Here is a 16,312-nt window from a genome sequence, read left to right as displayed (position 1 = left end):
AGATATCCATGCTACAGCTGTCATCATGGCTTGCGCTTCCGCCCTACTCACGTCATATTACAGCAACAGGATAAGAACCTAATATCTTGAGCAAGGATGCCCGCTGTTCCAGTTCATGCAATGCCTTGGCCACATGCGGATCCTGGTGATGCCCCTTGATATCCACAAAGAATACATACTCCCAGATGCCAAGTTTGGAAGGACGTGAGCCAAACTCTGTCATATCCACACCATGCTCGGCCAGCGGCGCCAGCAGGTTGAACACGGCGCCTGGCACATTTTTGGTGGCAAGCAGCAAAGAGGTTTTATCCTGGCCAGAAGGTGCTACATCATGCTGGGCAAGCACCAGGAAACGTGTCACATTCCTGGGATCATCCTCAATATTCTCAGCCAGAATGGATAGATCAAAGATTTCAGCAGCCCGCTTGCCCGCAATGGCCACTGCAAACGGATCACGTGCCGCGAGCTCTGCAGCCTGGGCATTGCTACCGGTGCTGACGCGCTCAATTCCACCAAGGTTAAGGTTCAGCCACTCATGACATTGCCCCAGGGATTGGGCATGAGAGTAAATACGCCTGATTTCACCTGTTGCATCCTTCTGCCGTAACAGGCAGTGATGGATTGGCAAGGTGATTTCACCACAGATATGCAGGCTGGTGGTCGTCAGCAAGTCCAGCGTACGCCCTACTGCCCCCTCAGTGGAGTTCTCCACCGGCACAACTGCGTAATCTGCATTGCCGGATTCCACCATGCGGAATACTTCATCAATGGAAATACAGGGTTTGGGGGCACTCAGGCCACCAAACTGCTTGTTGGCAGCCTCTTCGCTGAACGTACCTTGGGGGCCGAGATAAGCAACAGAAAGCTCGCGCTCCAGTGCCCGGCAATTGGACATGACACTGCGAAAAATAGCAGTCACAGCCTCTTCAGACAAAGGACCCTTATTTTGTTCCAGTAAGCGGCGCAACACCTGTGCTTCACGCTCAGGCCGGTATATCGGCCCCTCGCCCTTGAGTTCACCAATCTCGCGTGCCAGCGCTGCACGTGCATTGACCAAGCTCAGGAGCTGCTCATCAATCGCATCAATCTGATCCCGACACTGTTTCAATATATCGCTCATGCCGTTCCCTGCTTATCCGTGGACACGCTCAAAATCCTGCATGAAGGCAACCAGTGCCTGTACACCGGCCAATGGCATAGCATTGTAGATGGAAGCCCGCATGCCACCCAGCAGACGATGTCCCTTGAGCTGCAACAAGCCTTGTGCCTGCGCCTGCTTGAGGAACTCTGTATCCAGTGCGCTATCCTTGATAGTGAACGGAATATTCATGCGCGAACGGTTTTCCAGGGCAATCGGCGAATTATAGAAATCCGTGCTGTCGATATAATCGTACAGCAATGCCGATTTCTCAATATTGACCTTCTCGATCGCAGCCAGGCCACCCCGGGCCTTGAGCCACTTGAATACCAGTCCTGCCATGTAAATGCCGTATGTCGGTGGGGTGTTGTACATTGAATCATTGTCAGCATGAACTTTGTAATCAAACATGGTCGGCGTGCCAGAGATGGTCTGTCCGATCAGGTCTTCACGCACGATGACAATGGTCAGTCCTGCCGGACCGATATTTTTCTGTGCGCCAGCATAAATCAGGCCATATTGCGTCACATCCACCGGACGGGAAAGGATATGAGAGGACATATCCACAACCAGAGGCACACTCCCGACTTGCGGCGTCCAGAACATTTCCAGCCCGCCAATCGTCTCATTGGAAGTGTAATGCACATAAGCTGCATCCGGGTTCAATTTCCATTGTGACTGCTGAGGCACCTGCCGGTATTGCTGCTCTGCGCCGGATGCTACCACGTTGACCCTGCAATACCTGGCCGCCTCTTCAATGGCCTTCTTGGCCCAGATACCCGTATCCAGGTAATCCGCCGTATCCTTGCCACGCAAGAGGTTCATCGGGATCATGGAAAACTGTGCATGTGCCCCGCCCTGTAAAAACAATACCTTGTAATTAGCAGGAATATGCATGAGTTCACGTAAATCAGCCTCTGCCTCACTGGCAATACTGATGAATTCCTTGCCACGATGGCTCATTTCCATCACTGACATGCCTGAAGCGTGCCAGTCAAGCATCTCGCTCGCCGCCTGTTGCAATACTTCCTTGGGCAGGACTGCAGGGCCTGCAGAGAAATTATAGATTTGCGTCATATACTCAGTTCGGAATTTCGTTTAAACCACCGTCTCGTTATCGCTGCTGTCGTTCTCGTCATCGGTTTCCACCACTTTTTCCAGGCCGGAAAGTTTTTCACCCTCACCCAGATTGATCAGTGTGACACCTTGAGTCGCCCGTCCAAGTTCACGAATTTCCTTCACACGTGTGCGGATCAGCACGCCGCCAGTGGTAATCAGCATGATCTCGTCATCATCATTGACCAGACGGGCAGCCACAACCACACCGTTACGTTCGCTGGTCGCGATCGCCTTCACACCCTGGGTACCACGGCCGGAATGGCGGAAGTCAGCCAGCACAGTACGCTTGCCGTAACCATTTTCTGTAGCCACCAGCACGGTCTGCTTGTCGTCCTCGGCAATCAGGAGAGAAATTACCTGCTGCTTGGCCTGCAGTTTCATCCCACGCACACCTCGTGCAGCACGTCCCATGGCACGTACATCTTCCTCGTCGAACCAGACAGCTTTACCACCGTTAGATACCAGGACAATGTCATTCACGCCGTTGGTAACTTCAGCACCAATCAGGTAATCGCCATCGTCCAGATTCAGGGCGATGATGCCAGAACGGCGCGGATTGGAGAACTCGGTCAATGCGGTCTTCTTGACGGTACCCTTGGAGGTCGCCATGAAGACATAGTGATTTTCGTCAAACTCCTTGACTGGCAGGATGGCATTGATCTTCTCGCCCTCCTCCAACGGGAACAGGTTGACGATCGGCTTGCCACGGCTGACGCGACTGCCTTGTGGTACTTCATAAACCTTGAGCCAGTATACGCGGCCACGACTGGAGAAACAGAGGATGTAATCATGGGTATTCGCCACAAACATCTTGTCGATAAAATCATCTTCCTTGGTAGCAGTTGCCTGCTTGCCACGGCCACCACGGCGTTGCGCGCGATACTCCTCCAGTGGCTGTGACTTGACATAGCCGGTATGAGACAAGGTTACCACCACATCCTGAGGTGTAATCAGGTCTTCCAGGGAAAGATCCTGAGCATTGTGCACAATTTCGCTGCGACGCTCATCACCAAACTGATTCAGAATAGCTACCAACTCTTCCACAATGATTTGCGTGACACGCTCTGCTCGAGCCAGGATATCAAGAAGATCAGCAATAACATCCATGATCTCCTTGTATTCATTGACAATTTTATCCTGCTCAAGACCAGTCAAGCGTTGCAGGCGCATCTGCAGGATTTCCTGTGCCTGCACATCGGAAAGACGGTACCCATCTGGCGTCAGACCAAAATCAACCGACAATCCTTCAGGGCGCGAAGCTTCCATTGCCGCACGCTTGAGCATTTCTTCAACAACTGGCGAGTTCCAGGTGCGTACCATCAGCTCGCGCTTGGCCTCCGGCGGTGTGGGAGCAGCCTTGATCAAGGCAATCATCTCATCCACGTTGGCCAGAGCAACTGCCAGACCTTCCAGGACATGACCACGCTCACGTGCCTTGCGTAATTCAAACACAGTACGACGCGTCACCACCTCACGGCGATGACGCAGGAAAGCCTCCAGCATCTGTTTGAGATTCAACAGTCGTGGCTGGCCATCCAGCAAGGCCACCATATTCATGCCGAATGTGTCTTGCAGTTGTGTCTGCTTGTAGAGATTGTTCAGTACCACTTCCGGCACTTCGCCACGCTTGAGCTCAATGACAACACGCATGCCGGACTTGTCGGACTCGTCCCGTAGGTCGGAAATGCCTTCAATCTTTTTCTCGTTAACCAGCTCGGCAATTTTCTCGATCAGGGACTTCTTGTTCACCTGGTATGGCAACTCATCAATGATGATCGATTGACGATTACCCTTTTCCAGATCTTCAAAATGAGTACGTCCGCGCATTACAACGCGACCACGGCCGGTACGATAACCCTCTTTGACTCCCACAGTGCCATAGATGATGCCTGCCGTTGGGAAATCAGGTGCGGGAATGATCTCAATCAATTCATCAATCGTGATTTTCGGATTCTTGAGCAAGGCAAGACAACCGGCGATGACTTCATTGAGATTGTGGGGCGGAATATTGGTTGCCATACCTACCGCAATCCCTGAGCTACCATTGATCAGCAGATTGGGAATACGTGCCGGCATGATGAGCGGCTCATGTTCAGAACCGTCATAGTTAGGGCCAAAATCAACTGTTTCCTTGTCGATATCAGCCAGCAATTCATGGGCAATACGTGCCATGCGAATTTCGGTATACCGCATCGCAGCAGCGTTATCACCATCCACCGAGCCAAAATTACCCTGGCCATCTACCAGCATATAACGCAATGAAAAACTCTGCGCCATCCGCACGATGGTATCGTATACCGCAGTGTCACCATGCGGGTGATACTTACCGATCACATCACCCACAATACGTGCAGACTTTTTGTAAGGTCTGTTCCAGTCGTTATTAAGCTCATGCATCGCGAAAAGTACACGGCGATGCACAGGTTTAAGGCCATCACGCACATCCGGCAAAGCACGCCCCACGATCACGCTCATCGCATAATCAAGGTAAGAGCGACGCATTTCGTCTTCGAGGCTGATAGGGAGGGTTTCTTTTGCGAACTGATCCATTATTGGCTATCGGCTTAAAGTGGCTTAAAGTCTCTGATTCTAGCACGATACGCTTACCAAAGCATGTCGGGATTTAATCCTTGAGCCTCAATGAATTGCAGTGTTGTTACTGGCATGACCACCGTTACTATTGCCGTGCCAATTGCAAAATTCATTAGAAATTTGCCCCGACTTGATTTAGGCTATCGCGTTTTACAAGACCAATCAGCACATAAGGAGAAAGCACATGGCCGTTTTAGTTGGCAAACCAGCTCCAGACTTCACTGCAGCAGCAGTACTGGGTGATAATTCCATCAAGGAAGACTTCAACCTTTCCCAACACATCAAAGGCAAACCTGCCGTTATCTTCTTTTATCCACTGGACTTCACATTTGTCTGCCCTTCCGAACTGATCGCCTTTGATCATCGTCTGGAAGATTTCAAGTCACGCGGTGTGGAAGTGATTGGTGTTTCCATCGACTCTCATTTCACTCACCTGGCATGGAAAAACACACCAGTCGACAATGGCGGCATTGGCAAAGTAGGCTACCCGCTGGTAGCGGACATCCGCCACGACATCGCCAAGGCTTACGATGTTGAGTCTGATGGTGGTGTGGCTTACCGCGGCTCTTTCCTGATCAACAAGGATGGCGTTGTGGTACACCAGGTTGTCAATGACCTGCCACTGGGTCGTGATATTGATGAAATGTTGCGCGTAGTTGATGCTCTGCAATTTGTTGAAGAGCATGGTGAAGTTTGCCCAGCCGGCTGGAAAAAAGGCAAAGCAGGCATGAACGCTTCTCCAGAAGGAGTTGCAAAATACCTGGCTGAAAATGCATCCAACCTCTAATCCAGGTTGATACAGCATAAAAAAACGGGACTTATGTCCCGTTTTTTATTTCATCACTACACCCGCTTATTTTTTACGGGCCCCGAGCGCCACCAAGGCTATACCGGCCACAATCGCAGCAATTCCCAGCACATCTGGAATCACGACATCCTTTTCAACTTCAGCAGTCGCTTTCAATGAGCCAAGCTGTACTACAGTTTCTTCCTGCGTGAAGCTAAATCCCTTGTAAACCAGGGCTGCAGCCCCCAGGATAACCAGTAGCACCCCAACGACAATCGATGTTTTCATTAATGTGCCCTCCTCGCCTGTTATTCAGAAAATTGCGTATTGTAGTCGATTACACTACTCATTAAATTTCTTGCGTGCCTCGGCAATTGCACTCTTGATAGACTCCCAGGCCTCATCACTACCTTTCCTGAGTTCCTTCCAGGCCTCCCCGGCAGAGGACTGAACTTCAGCCAGCTTCACCTTGGCTTCCTCGCGCTTGAGCTTCAGCGCAGACACCTGCTCATCATATTTGATGCGCAGCTCGGCATCAGTCTTGCGCACTTTGGCATCCAGTACATCAATATCAGCACTCCACTCATCCAGTTGTGCCTTGAGCTTTTCTACATATTCATCTTTCAGACTCATACTTTCACTCCTTGATCAGTTAAAAATCTCTGTATTGAGTACTATACCGCAAGAATACCGTTCCACCTCAATCTGTAGTAGCCAGCCATGCCAGATCTGCCTTCAGGTCCTCGATGTGCTCCAAGCCAACCGCCACGCGCACCAGTCCATCCCCTACGCCAGCTGCAGCGCGGGCTTCTGCACTGACACGTCCATGCGTAGTGGTGGCCGGATGCGTAATCGTACTCTTGGCATCACCAAGATTAGCCGTAATGGAAATCATCCGGGTTGAATCAATCAAATGCCAGGCTGCGGGCTGTCCTCCCTTGACATCGAAAGATACGATTGCCCCACCACTTTTCTGCTGCCGCGAGGCAAGTTCATGTTGCGGATGTGAGGGCAAACCGGGGTAATATACACGCTCAACTCTGGGCTGCTGCTCCAACCACTGCGCCAACGCCAATGCATTTCGCGCATGTGCTTCCATGCGAACATGCAGAGTTTCCAGCCCCTTCAGGAACACCCATGCATTGAAAGCGCTCATGGTCGGGCCTGCCGTGCGCAGGAATCCGTATACCGGCTCCAGCACATCCTTGCGTCCCAGCACTGCTCCGCCCAGGCAACGCCCCTGCCCATCAATGTACTTGGTAGCGGAATGCACCACCACATCGGCACCGAGCGCCAGGGGTTTTTGTATAGCAGGCGTGCAGAAACAATTGTCCACAACCAGCAACGCGCCTGCCTGATGGGCAATCTCTGCCAATGAGGCAATATCAGCCACTTCAGTCAATGGATTGGAAGGGGTTTCCACAAAAAACAGTTTGGTATTCGGCTGCACTGCTGATTTCCAGGCATCCGCATCAGACAAGGAAACAAATGTCGTTTCCAGCCCCCAGCGTTTAAGGATGTTGCTGAACAGTTGTACCGAGGTGCCAAAAAGGCTGCGCGAGGCTACTACATGGTCCCCTGCGGAACACAAGCCCATGACGCATGCCAGAATGGCAGACATGCCGGATGATGTCGCCACGCAGAATTCAGCCCCTTCAAGAGCAGCCAGTTTGTTCTGGAACATGGTGACCGTAGGGTTGGTAAAACGGGAGTAGATGTTACCCGGCTCTTTGCCTCCAAAACGTGCGGCAGCGTGTGCTGCACTTTCAAACACGAAACTGGAAGTCAGGAACATGGCCTCGGAATTCTCGCCGAACTCCGTTTGCTCACTACCTGCACGTACACTCAGGGTTTCGGCATGCCACTCATGCTGACTCATACTTTTCCACCTTTCCACCCATCATCGGGTTCAATAATCAATCACCCGGGCATAAAAAAGCCCGTTGTAGCACTTCATGGCTAAAACGGGCTTGTAATAACTCGCTTTAGCAGCATTTATATTGCGCCCGCAAGCTGAGTGCTACATCTCCTCAAATCGGCGCATGAATCAATACTAATCCTGTCTGGATATCAACGTCAAGTTACACCAGCTCCTCTTCCCGTGATGCAACCAGGTTCAGATCCAGCTGCGTAATGGAATTGGCCGGCCGTGCTTGTTGCGCACCATCTCCACGGGCAGATTCTGTGCGGTTCAGGTACTCCTCATCAATATCCCCGGTAATGTAATTACCATCAAAACAAGAACAATCAAAGACTTCTATTCCGGGATTACTTTTCTGCACAGAGGTAATCAAGGCGTCCAGGTCCTGGTAAATCAGTGCATCAGCCCCGATTTCAGCACAGATTTCCTGGTCCGTACGTCCTGTTGCAAGCAACTCGTCACGTGAGGGCATATCAATCCCATACACATTCGGGAAGCGCACAGGAGGCGCAGCCGAAGCAAAGAACACTTTGCTTGCACCTGCATCACGCGCCATCTGGACAATTTGTTTGGAAGTAGTGCCGCGCACGATCGAGTCATCCACCAGCAGTACATTCTTGCCCTGAAATTCCATGCCGATGGGGTTGAGCTTCTGGCGCACGGATTTTTTGCGCAATGCCTGCCCAGGCATAATGAAAGTACGACCGATATAGCGATTCTTGATGAAACCTTCCCGATAAGTCAGTTTCAGTTTATTGGCCAGTTCCAATGCGCTGGGACGGCTGGTGTCAGGAATCGGAATTACCACATCGATCTTGAGATCCTTCCATTCGCGTGCAATCTTGTCAGCCAGACTTTCCCCCATATGCAGGCGTGTCTGGTATACCGATACATTGTCGATTACGGAGTCAGGGCGCGCCAGGTAAACATACTCAAAAATGCACGGTGCGAGCTTGGGAGCTTCAGCACATTGCCTGGAGAAAAAGTTGCCTTCCATGTCAATAAAAACTGCCTCTCCCGGCTCAACATCCCGTACCAGCGTAAAGCCCAGGACATCCAGCGCCACGCTTTCAGAGGCCACGATATATTCAGTGCCCTGCTCGGTCTCATTCTTCCCTATCACCAAGGGGCGAATGCCATTCGGATCACGGAAAGCCAGCAAGCCAAAATTCGCAATCATGGCCACTACGGCATAAGCACCACGGCAGCGCTTGTGTACTGCAGCCACGGCCTCAAACACCATGTCAGCAGTCAATACCGCACTGTGGGATGAGGTTTCGATTTCATGTGCCAACACGTTCAGCAGGACTTCTGAATCTGAATTGGTATTGATATGGCGTAAATCCTGGCGGAACATTTCCTGCTTGAGTTGCGCGGAGTTGGTCAGGTTGCCGTTATGCCCCAATACAATGCCGAAAGGCGAATTGACATAAAAAGGCTGGGCTTCAGCAGCAGATGAAGAACCTGCAGTTGGATAACGCACGTGCGCAATGCCCGCATTGCCGATCAAGCTACGCATATGCCGGGTCTGGAAAACGTCCTGCACCAGGCCATTATTCTTATGCATGAAAAAGGTATTGCCATCACAGGTAACGATCCCCGCAGCATCCTGGCCTCGATGCTGCAAGACCAGCAGGCCATCATAAAGTAGCTGGTTGACAGGGTTTTTACCGACTACACCGATAATTCCACACATAAACTATATGCCTTAAGAACAATGATTCGAAATCAACCAGAAACAAGCCATCAGCTTCAATCTAGTCGTATTTAATATGTTTTGCAATGTCCTGCGGAAACCAGGGCAGGATGTTAGCCACGACGGCTTCCAATGGGGCGCTGAACATTGCATTCTGCCAGCGCGGATCCTGGGGGAAAGTCGTCAGACCGCCCAGCAGGACTAGCGTCAACACCACCAGCATCCCCCGGGCAAAGCCGAACAAACCGCCTAACGCACGATCCAGGCTTCCCAAGCCTACGCTTTTGAATATCTGCGCAATGGCAATGGCCAGGAGGCTACATACCAATAATGAGGACAAAAACAAAATTAAAAAGGCTGCCAGGAACTTGAGTTCCTCATTGGGGATGGAATCCGGCAACATGGCAGCGACTTCCAAGGTATAAAGCTTGGCAACAATAAACGCGACTACCCAGCTTACCAGTGCCAGCACTTCGCGCACAAATCCGCGCATCATGCTGAGCAGTACCGAAATACCTATAATAACCAGCACTGCATAATCAAAACCTGTCATGTTATTTATTGCTCATGACCATTCCGGGAAGGCCTGCTGCCTTGACCTTGCCCAGTGCTTTATCTGCGGCATCGCGGCTGCCGAACGGCCCGACACGCAGCCGTGTCTTGTTACCGTTGGCCGTGGCCACATTTTCAGTATAGGACTTTAACCCCTGGTCCGATAATTTATCCTGCAATCCCTTGACGGCAATTTGGTCAGAAAAAACGCCGACTTGCACAATAAAGCTCCCAGCTGCAACAGGTTGCGCTGCTGGCTTTTCCTTGACGGGTGCTGGCTTGGCAGCTTCCATCTTGGGCGCCACCGGCTTGACCTCTGGCTTAGGCGTTTCCTTCTTGACTGGCTGAGGTACGACAGGCTTTGCGGCTTCCTGCCGCGGTGCTGGCGCCTCATCATCCTGATCATCGTCCTGCGGTTCGGAGATATTCAGCACCGGCTCGGAAACAATCTCTTCGGAGGGCTCAGTGGATGGCTCGATTTTCGATGAAAACTCAGGACCATCCTGGCTTGGGATATGAATTGCGATGTCCTGCGGAAGTGTTTTACTGCTGCGATCATCCAGCACCATAGGCAGGATGGTCACCATCAACAATACCAGTGCGACCGCACCCACAAGGCGCCTGCGCGCACGTTTCTTGAACTGAAGTTCCTGATCATTCGATTGGTCGGATGCCATCAAAAATCCTACTATTCTTGTTTGAATCAGTGTTGTACATGCTTTTCCGGCCGAGGGAATGCAAGCTCACGCATAATATCGGCGACGGTAAAGAATGAACCAAAGACGATAATTCTATCATTTTCGCCCGCATCGATACAGGCATGATGGTATGCATCCCTGACACTTTCATGTGTATAAACCGGGTTGGATATCAATTGTGATGCAAGAAATTCCAGCAATTGCGCCACACTGGCACCTCGCACATGTTCCACGCTGGCAACATACCATGCATCAATATATGAGGTAGTGGCTTGCAAGACACCTGCAATATCCTTGTCAGCCAGCATGGAGAACACTGCCAGCGTGCGCCCCGGAACCGGGTGACTTTCCAGGTTGGAGGCAAGTGCAAGCGCTGCATGCGGGTTGTGCGCCACATCCAGAATAATTTGCGGGTGCTGCCCACAATGCTGGAAACGTCCATTGAGCGTGACTTGCTGCAAGCCTTGCTGCATATGCTCCAGTGTGACGGGCAATATATGGCGTAAAGCATCCACCGCGTTAATCACGCCAGCAGCATTATTCAGTTGGAAATCACCAGCCAGCGCTGGCAAAGGCAGGTCATATGTCACGCTGGCGGATTCATAACGCCATCCGCCGGGCTGCTCGCTGAAGCCGAACTCATGCCCGATACGCCGGAAATCCGCCCCGATTTCAACAGCATGCTGTTGCAGGGATGCAGGAGGATGATCATCACCGCAAATCGCGGGCACCCCGGTACGGAATACGCCTGCTTTCTCCCGCCCGATGCATTCCCTGTCATTGCCCAGAAAATCCATGTGATCAAGGTCTATACTTGTCACAATACTGCATACGGGCGTAAATACATTGACAGCATCCAGACGGCCGCCCAACCCCACCTCCAGTATGCCGACGTCCACTCCAGCTTCTATCATCTGCCAGACTGCCGCGAGTGTGCCAAACTCAAAATAGGTCAAGACAATATCGCCTCGCGCTTGTTCCACGGCTTCAAACGCGCGGACCAGCATGGCATCCTCGACTTCAGTACCCGCTATGCGCACACGCTCGTTATAGCGGACAAAATGTGGTGAGGTATAGCACCCGGTTTTATAGTCCGCAGACTGATAAATACTTTCCAGCACGGCACATGTGGAACCCTTGCCGTTGGTGCCAGCCACAATAATGACAGGAAATGAGGGATTGAGGTGCAGGCGCTGCCGTACAGACTCAACGCGATCCAGCCCCATTTCAATGGCAGCTGGATGCAATGCCTCTATATAGGCAAGCCAACCCGCAAGATCACGAGTTACTGGAAGAGATGATGTCACAGAGTATTGAACAATTGTTTATGCGGCACTGGCAGGTAGGCGCATGAAGCTTGTCATCAGCGTGGCAAGCTTGTCGCGCATTTCACGTCTATCCACAATCATGTCAATTGCGCCATGTTCCAACAGGAACTCGGAACGCTGGAAGCCTTCCGGCAGGGTTTCACGCACCGTCTGCTCAATCACGCGAGGTCCGGCAAAACCTATCAATGCCTGTGGTTCAGCCACAATCACGTCACCCAGCATGGCAAAACTGGCAGAAACTCCTCCCATGGTCGGGTCTGTCAGTACCGAGATATAAGGCAAACCGGCCTTGCTGAGCTGAGTCAAGGCTGCACTGGTTTTGGCCATCTGCATCAAGGAAAACAAGCCTTCCTGCATACGCGCACCACCGCTGGCCGATACACAAATGAAAGGAGTACGGTTATCAATGGCAGCCTGCACACCACGTGCAAAACGCTCACCCACAACAGAACCCATCGAACCGCCCATGAACTTGAACTCAAATGCCGCAGCCACCACGCCTATGGTCTTGATGCTACCCTGCATCACGATCAGAGAATCCGTTTCTTCCATGTCGGACTGTGTACTCTTCAGGCGATCCACATAACGCTTGCTATCCTTGAACTTCAAGGGATCAACCGGTTGAACCTCTGCCCCAAGTTCAGAACGCCCTTCTGCATCCAGCAGGAAGTCCAGGCGTGCACGCGCTGAAATACGGTTATGGTAGGAACACTTCGGACAGACTTCCGCATTGCTTTCCAGGTCAGTACGGTACAACACAGCCTCGCACGAAGGACATTTGCTCCACAGTCCTTCGGGAACTGTCTTGCGGCTATTGCCTGATGGGCGATTAATCTTTGGAGGCAGAAGTTTTTGCAACCAGCTCATGGTTCATCCTTTTTTAGAAAACGAAGCTGCCAGCTACAGGCTGGACATACATCATTTCATGAAAAATGAAGGTCAGCGACCTTCATCAATACTTACATATTATGCATCAATTGCCGCACGCAACGATGTGGTCAATTGCGCCACATTATCCAGCAGATTGTCTGCGCTGGAATGTTCAATTTCCTGGATCATGCGGCTGCCGATCACTACCGCATCCGCCACATTGGCCACGGCTTTCGCAGTCGCCGCATCGCGCACCCCGAAACCGACACCAATCGGCAGGTCTGTTTGTCCACGGATGGCCTGCACCTTGGCACCAACCTCGGCAATATCCAGATTCTGCGATCCAGTGACACCCTTGAGCGATACGTAATACACGAATCCGGCTGCCTGGCGCACAATCTTCTCGACCCGGTTTTTATCCGATGTTGGCGATAGCAGGAAAATCGGGGCCAGCTGCTCAGCCTGCAGCAACTCCACAAACTCCTGGCACTCTTCCGGCGGATAATCCACAGTCAGTACCCCATCCACGCCGGCTTCATGTGCCTGCCTGGCGAAATTGGCCTGCCCCATGGCTTCTACCGGGTTGGCATATCCCATGAGCACCACTGGCGTATTGGCATCAGTACGGCGGAACTCACGCACCATGTCCAGCACATCCCGCAAACCGACCTTGTGCACCAGCGCACGCTCCGTTGCCCGCTGAATCACGGGCCCATCCGCCATGGGATCTGAAAACGGCACGCCAAGCTCAATGATGTTGGCACCAGACTGTACCATCGCATGCATCAGCGCCACGGTGTGTTTTGGATGAGGATCCCCAGCGGTAATGTAGGGAATCAGAGCCTTCTTGCCTTGCGACTTCAGCGCCGCGAAAGTTGCTTGAATACGTGACATGTGTAGAAACCAGAGTTACAGGGTAATGCCAGCCAGGCTGGCTACAGTGTTGATATCCTTGTCGCCGCGCCCGGACAGGTTGACCAGCAGCACCTGGTCCGGTGACATGGTCGCTGCCAGCTTCATGGCATATGCCACTGCATGGCTGGATTCCAGTGCCGGGATAATGCCTTCGGTACGACACAAGGTATGGAAAGCTTCCATTGCCTCATCATCCGTCACCGCGACATACTCAGCACGCTTGATATCCTTGAGCCACGCATGCTCAGGACCAACGCCTGGATAATCCAGGCCTGCAGACACAGAATGTGTTTCAATGATCTGGCCATTTTCATCCTGCATGAGATAGGTACGATTGCCATGCAAGACCCCTGCTGGGCTGTTGGCAGTCAATGGCGCAGCATGCCTGCCGGTCTCGATCCCGTGCCCGGCAGCTTCAACGCCGATGAGGCGCACACCGTCAACATCAATATATGGATGGAAAATCCCCATGGCATTGGATCCACCACCAACACAGGCGATGACGGCATCCGGCTGGCGCCCGGTCATTTCCTGCATCTGTTCCTTGGCCTCAATCCCGATGACCGCCTGAAAATCACGCACCATCATTGGATAAGGGTGCGGTCCAGCGACAGTACCAATGATGTAGAAAGTATTGGAAATATTCGTGACCCAGTCGCGCATGGCTTCATTGAGCGCATCCTTCAAGGTCTTGGAGCCGCTTTCAACCGGAATGACGGTAGCACCCAGCAACTTCATGCGGAATACATTGGGAGCCTGGCGCTTGACGTCCTCAGCCCCCATGTAGACCACACATTCCAGCCCCAGGCGGGCAGCAATGGTTGCAGTTGCCACGCCATGTTGTCCTGCGCCGGTTTCGGCAATCACGCGCGGCTTGCCCATGCGCTTGGCAAGCAGGGCCTGGCCGATCGTGTTATTGACCTTGTGCGCGCCCGTATGGTTGAGGTCTTCGCGCTTGAGATAAATCTTTGCGCCGCCAACTTTCTGCGTTAATCGCTCAGCATAATAAATCGGGCTTGGACGGCCAACAAAATGCTTGAGGTCATAGGCAAACTCAGCCAGAAATTCTGGATCATGCCGATAGCGCTCATACATGACGCGCAACTCTTCCAGTGCTTCAATCAACGTTTCGGCAACAAAAATGCCGCCATAAGGGCCAAAATGGCCTTGCGCGTCCGGCATATCATAAAGCTGCATTCTGTACTCCTTGCATGAATGCGGCCACCTTGGCCGCATCCTTGATTCCTTTGGCCTGCTCGACACCTCCACTGACATCCACTGCATATGGATGCACCTGGCGGATGGCATCGGCCACATTATCGGGGTTCAATCCTCCCGCCAGCACGATGGGCAGGGGAAATTGCTCCGGGATCAGTCCCCAGTCAAACACGATGCCGGTGCCCCCTGCCATCCCCGGCAGATAGGCATCCAGCAATAATGCCCGGGCATCATGATACTGAGCTGCGTATTGTAGCAAATTTGTGTCGTGCCGGACGCGTACTGCCTTCATATATGGCATACCATAGCGCCTGCACTCTTCGGCAGTTTCGCTTCCATGAAACTGCAATATATCCAGATGGACCTGTGCCAATATCGCCTCGACTTCGCCAGGAGTCGCATCAACAAACAAGCCGACACTACTCACGAATGGCGGCAATGCCGCCGCAATCCTGGCTGCCGGAGCTGCTGCAACATAACGCGGGCTGGATGGATAAAATACCAGTCCGATAGCATCAGAGCCATATCGCACTGCTGCTTGAGCATCCTCTTCGCGGGTGATACCACAGATTTTGACACGCGTTCTCACGCTTTTTATCAGTCCATGATTGAAAGGCGCTAGGGTACCTCAAAGCCGGCCCCCTGTCATAAAAATCCTGAAGCGGAATACACGTCAGCCAATACCAAATTGCAATGCACGTTCTGTATCCGGCAGCCCCCAGTGGGCATCATAGCTAACTCCGGCAAGATACAGGCCATCCGGCGCAAAAGTAGGAGGTGAAAGCGTGCGGTCGCGCTGCGCCAACAGCTCCGGCATGAACTGTGGAGGATATTTCCCTTTACCGATATACACCAATGCCCCCACCATATTACGCACCTGGTGGTGAAGAAAGGCATTGGCACAGAATTCAAAGACAAAACTGCTGCCGATGGCACGCACTGTGGCACGATGCATGGTCTTGACCGGTGTTCTTGCCTGGCACTCGGCAGCACGGAATGCGCTGAAATCATGCTGCCCGCGTAGATAATCAATCGCCTCCTGCATGCTGTCCAGGTCAAGTGGCTGATGGAACCAGCCTACCTTGCCGGCCATCACGGCAGAAGCCACCGGCTGATTGACAAGCCAGTATTGATAGCTGCGCTGAAATGCATCAAATCGGGCATGAAAACGCTCATCCACCTCCTGCGCCCACAACACCCGCACAGTGCTAGGCAGCTTTGTATTCACGCCACGTACCCATGCACTCTGTGGCCGAGCTGTTGTCGTGTCAAAATGCACAACCTGGCATAAGGCATGCACACCAGTATCTGTGCGGCCTGCTGCCGCAACCCGCACAGGATGCCCTGCCATGTCTGCCAATGCCCTTTCCAGGGTATCCTGCACCGCCAATCCGTTGGGCTGGCTCTGCCAGCCACAGAATCCGGCACCATCATACTCAAGGCCCAATGCCACTCTCATGTCGTCAGCCACGCGCAAT

At 52.4% G+C, this 16,312-nt stretch carries 16 protein-coding genes; 1 reads left to right on the top strand and 15 read right to left on the bottom strand.

The features are described 5' to 3' along the window. Positions 1 to 52: 52 nt before the first annotated feature. Genes pheA through gyrA form a run of 3 tightly spaced genes read right to left on the bottom strand, consistent with a single transcriptional unit; the run spans position 53 to position 4,807 of the window. On the bottom strand, positions 53 to 1,120 hold the full coding sequence (gene pheA / locus CHB59_RS03030) for a prephenate dehydratase (RefSeq protein ID WP_089374763.1): 1,068 nt from the start codon (positions 1,118 to 1,120) through the stop codon (positions 53 to 55). 12 nt (positions 1,121 to 1,132) lie between these two features. Then, positions 1,133 to 2,215 carry a 3-phosphoserine/phosphohydroxythreonine transaminase gene (gene serC / locus CHB59_RS03025; protein ID WP_089374762.1) on the bottom strand — a complete coding sequence of 361 codons (1,083 nt, stop codon included), beginning with the start codon at positions 2,213 to 2,215 and terminating at the stop codon, positions 1,133 to 1,135. Positions 2,216 to 2,236: 21 nt separating this feature from the next. After that, entirely contained in the window at positions 2,237 to 4,807 is a 2,571-nt protein-coding gene (gene gyrA / locus CHB59_RS03020) for a DNA gyrase subunit A (RefSeq protein ID WP_089374761.1), read from the bottom strand. A gap of 226 nt (positions 4,808 to 5,033) precedes the next feature. Between gyrA and CHB59_RS03015 the strand changes: the two genes are divergently transcribed. Next, positions 5,034 to 5,636, top strand: coding sequence for a peroxiredoxin (locus CHB59_RS03015; RefSeq protein ID WP_089374760.1), 603 nt, complete (start codon positions 5,034 to 5,036; stop codon positions 5,634 to 5,636). A 66-nt stretch (positions 5,637 to 5,702) separates the two neighbouring features. Here the strand turns inward: CHB59_RS03015 and CHB59_RS03010 are convergent, their stop codons facing one another. The 12 genes from CHB59_RS03010 to truA all read right to left on the bottom strand — a co-directional run bounded on the left by CHB59_RS03010 (position 5,703) and on the right by truA (position 16,293). Beyond that, positions 5,703 to 5,924, bottom strand: a complete 222-nt coding sequence (locus CHB59_RS03010) for a hypothetical protein (RefSeq protein WP_089374759.1) — start codon at positions 5,922 to 5,924, stop codon at positions 5,703 to 5,705. 54 nt (positions 5,925 to 5,978) lie between these two features. Further along, positions 5,979 to 6,269, bottom strand: a complete 291-nt coding sequence (locus CHB59_RS03005; RefSeq protein ID WP_089374758.1) for a sll1863 family stress response protein — start codon at positions 6,267 to 6,269, stop codon at positions 5,979 to 5,981. A gap of 67 nt (positions 6,270 to 6,336) precedes the next feature. Then, the gene (locus CHB59_RS03000) at positions 6,337 to 7,515 is read right to left on the bottom strand and encodes an O-succinylhomoserine sulfhydrylase (protein ID WP_089374757.1); all 1,179 of its coding nucleotides are present in this window, start codon (positions 7,513 to 7,515) and stop codon (positions 6,337 to 6,339) included. Between the two features lie 202 nt (positions 7,516 to 7,717). Beyond that, positions 7,718 to 9,253 carry an amidophosphoribosyltransferase gene (gene purF, locus CHB59_RS02995; RefSeq protein ID WP_089374756.1) on the bottom strand — a complete coding sequence of 512 codons (1,536 nt, stop codon included), beginning with the start codon at positions 9,251 to 9,253 and terminating at the stop codon, positions 7,718 to 7,720. 61 nt (positions 9,254 to 9,314) lie between these two features. Continuing rightward, the gene (locus tag CHB59_RS02990; RefSeq protein ID WP_089374755.1) at positions 9,315 to 9,806 is read right to left on the bottom strand and encodes a CvpA family protein; all 492 of its coding nucleotides are present in this window, start codon (positions 9,804 to 9,806) and stop codon (positions 9,315 to 9,317) included. Position 9,807: 1 nt separating this feature from the next. Continuing rightward, positions 9,808 to 10,482, bottom strand: coding sequence for an SPOR domain-containing protein (locus CHB59_RS02985; RefSeq protein WP_089374754.1), 675 nt, complete (start codon positions 10,480 to 10,482; stop codon positions 9,808 to 9,810). A gap of 26 nt (positions 10,483 to 10,508) precedes the next feature. Continuing rightward, entirely contained in the window at positions 10,509 to 11,810 is a 1,302-nt protein-coding gene (folC, locus tag CHB59_RS02980) for a bifunctional tetrahydrofolate synthase/dihydrofolate synthase (protein WP_089374753.1), read from the bottom strand. Positions 11,811 to 11,828: 18 nt separating this feature from the next. Then, positions 11,829 to 12,698 carry an acetyl-CoA carboxylase, carboxyltransferase subunit beta gene (gene accD, locus CHB59_RS02975; protein WP_089374752.1) on the bottom strand — a complete coding sequence of 290 codons (870 nt, stop codon included), beginning with the start codon at positions 12,696 to 12,698 and terminating at the stop codon, positions 11,829 to 11,831. 99 nt (positions 12,699 to 12,797) lie between these two features. Then, on the bottom strand, positions 12,798 to 13,595 hold the full coding sequence (gene trpA, locus CHB59_RS02970; RefSeq protein WP_089374751.1) for a tryptophan synthase subunit alpha: 798 nt from the start codon (positions 13,593 to 13,595) through the stop codon (positions 12,798 to 12,800). A 15-nt stretch (positions 13,596 to 13,610) separates the two neighbouring features. Then, entirely contained in the window at positions 13,611 to 14,813 is a 1,203-nt protein-coding gene (gene trpB / locus CHB59_RS02965) for a tryptophan synthase subunit beta (protein ID WP_089374750.1), read from the bottom strand. Then, entirely contained in the window at positions 14,800 to 15,423 is a 624-nt protein-coding gene (locus tag CHB59_RS02960; RefSeq protein ID WP_089374749.1) for a phosphoribosylanthranilate isomerase, read from the bottom strand. Before CHB59_RS02960 ends, trpB begins: the two co-directional genes overlap by 14 nt. Before the next feature lie 84 nt (positions 15,424 to 15,507). Then, complete coding sequence (gene truA / locus CHB59_RS02955) at positions 15,508 to 16,293, bottom strand: tRNA pseudouridine(38-40) synthase TruA (RefSeq protein ID WP_089374893.1); 786 nt, start codon at positions 16,291 to 16,293, stop codon at positions 15,508 to 15,510. Between the last annotated feature and the right edge of the window lie 19 nt (positions 16,294 to 16,312).

Source organism: Methylobacillus rhizosphaerae (genome assembly GCF_900187985.1).
Classification (GTDB): Bacteria; Pseudomonadota; Gammaproteobacteria; order Burkholderiales; family Methylophilaceae; genus Methylobacillus; species Methylobacillus rhizosphaerae.
This window is presented reverse-complemented; position numbering and strand designations above follow the sequence as displayed.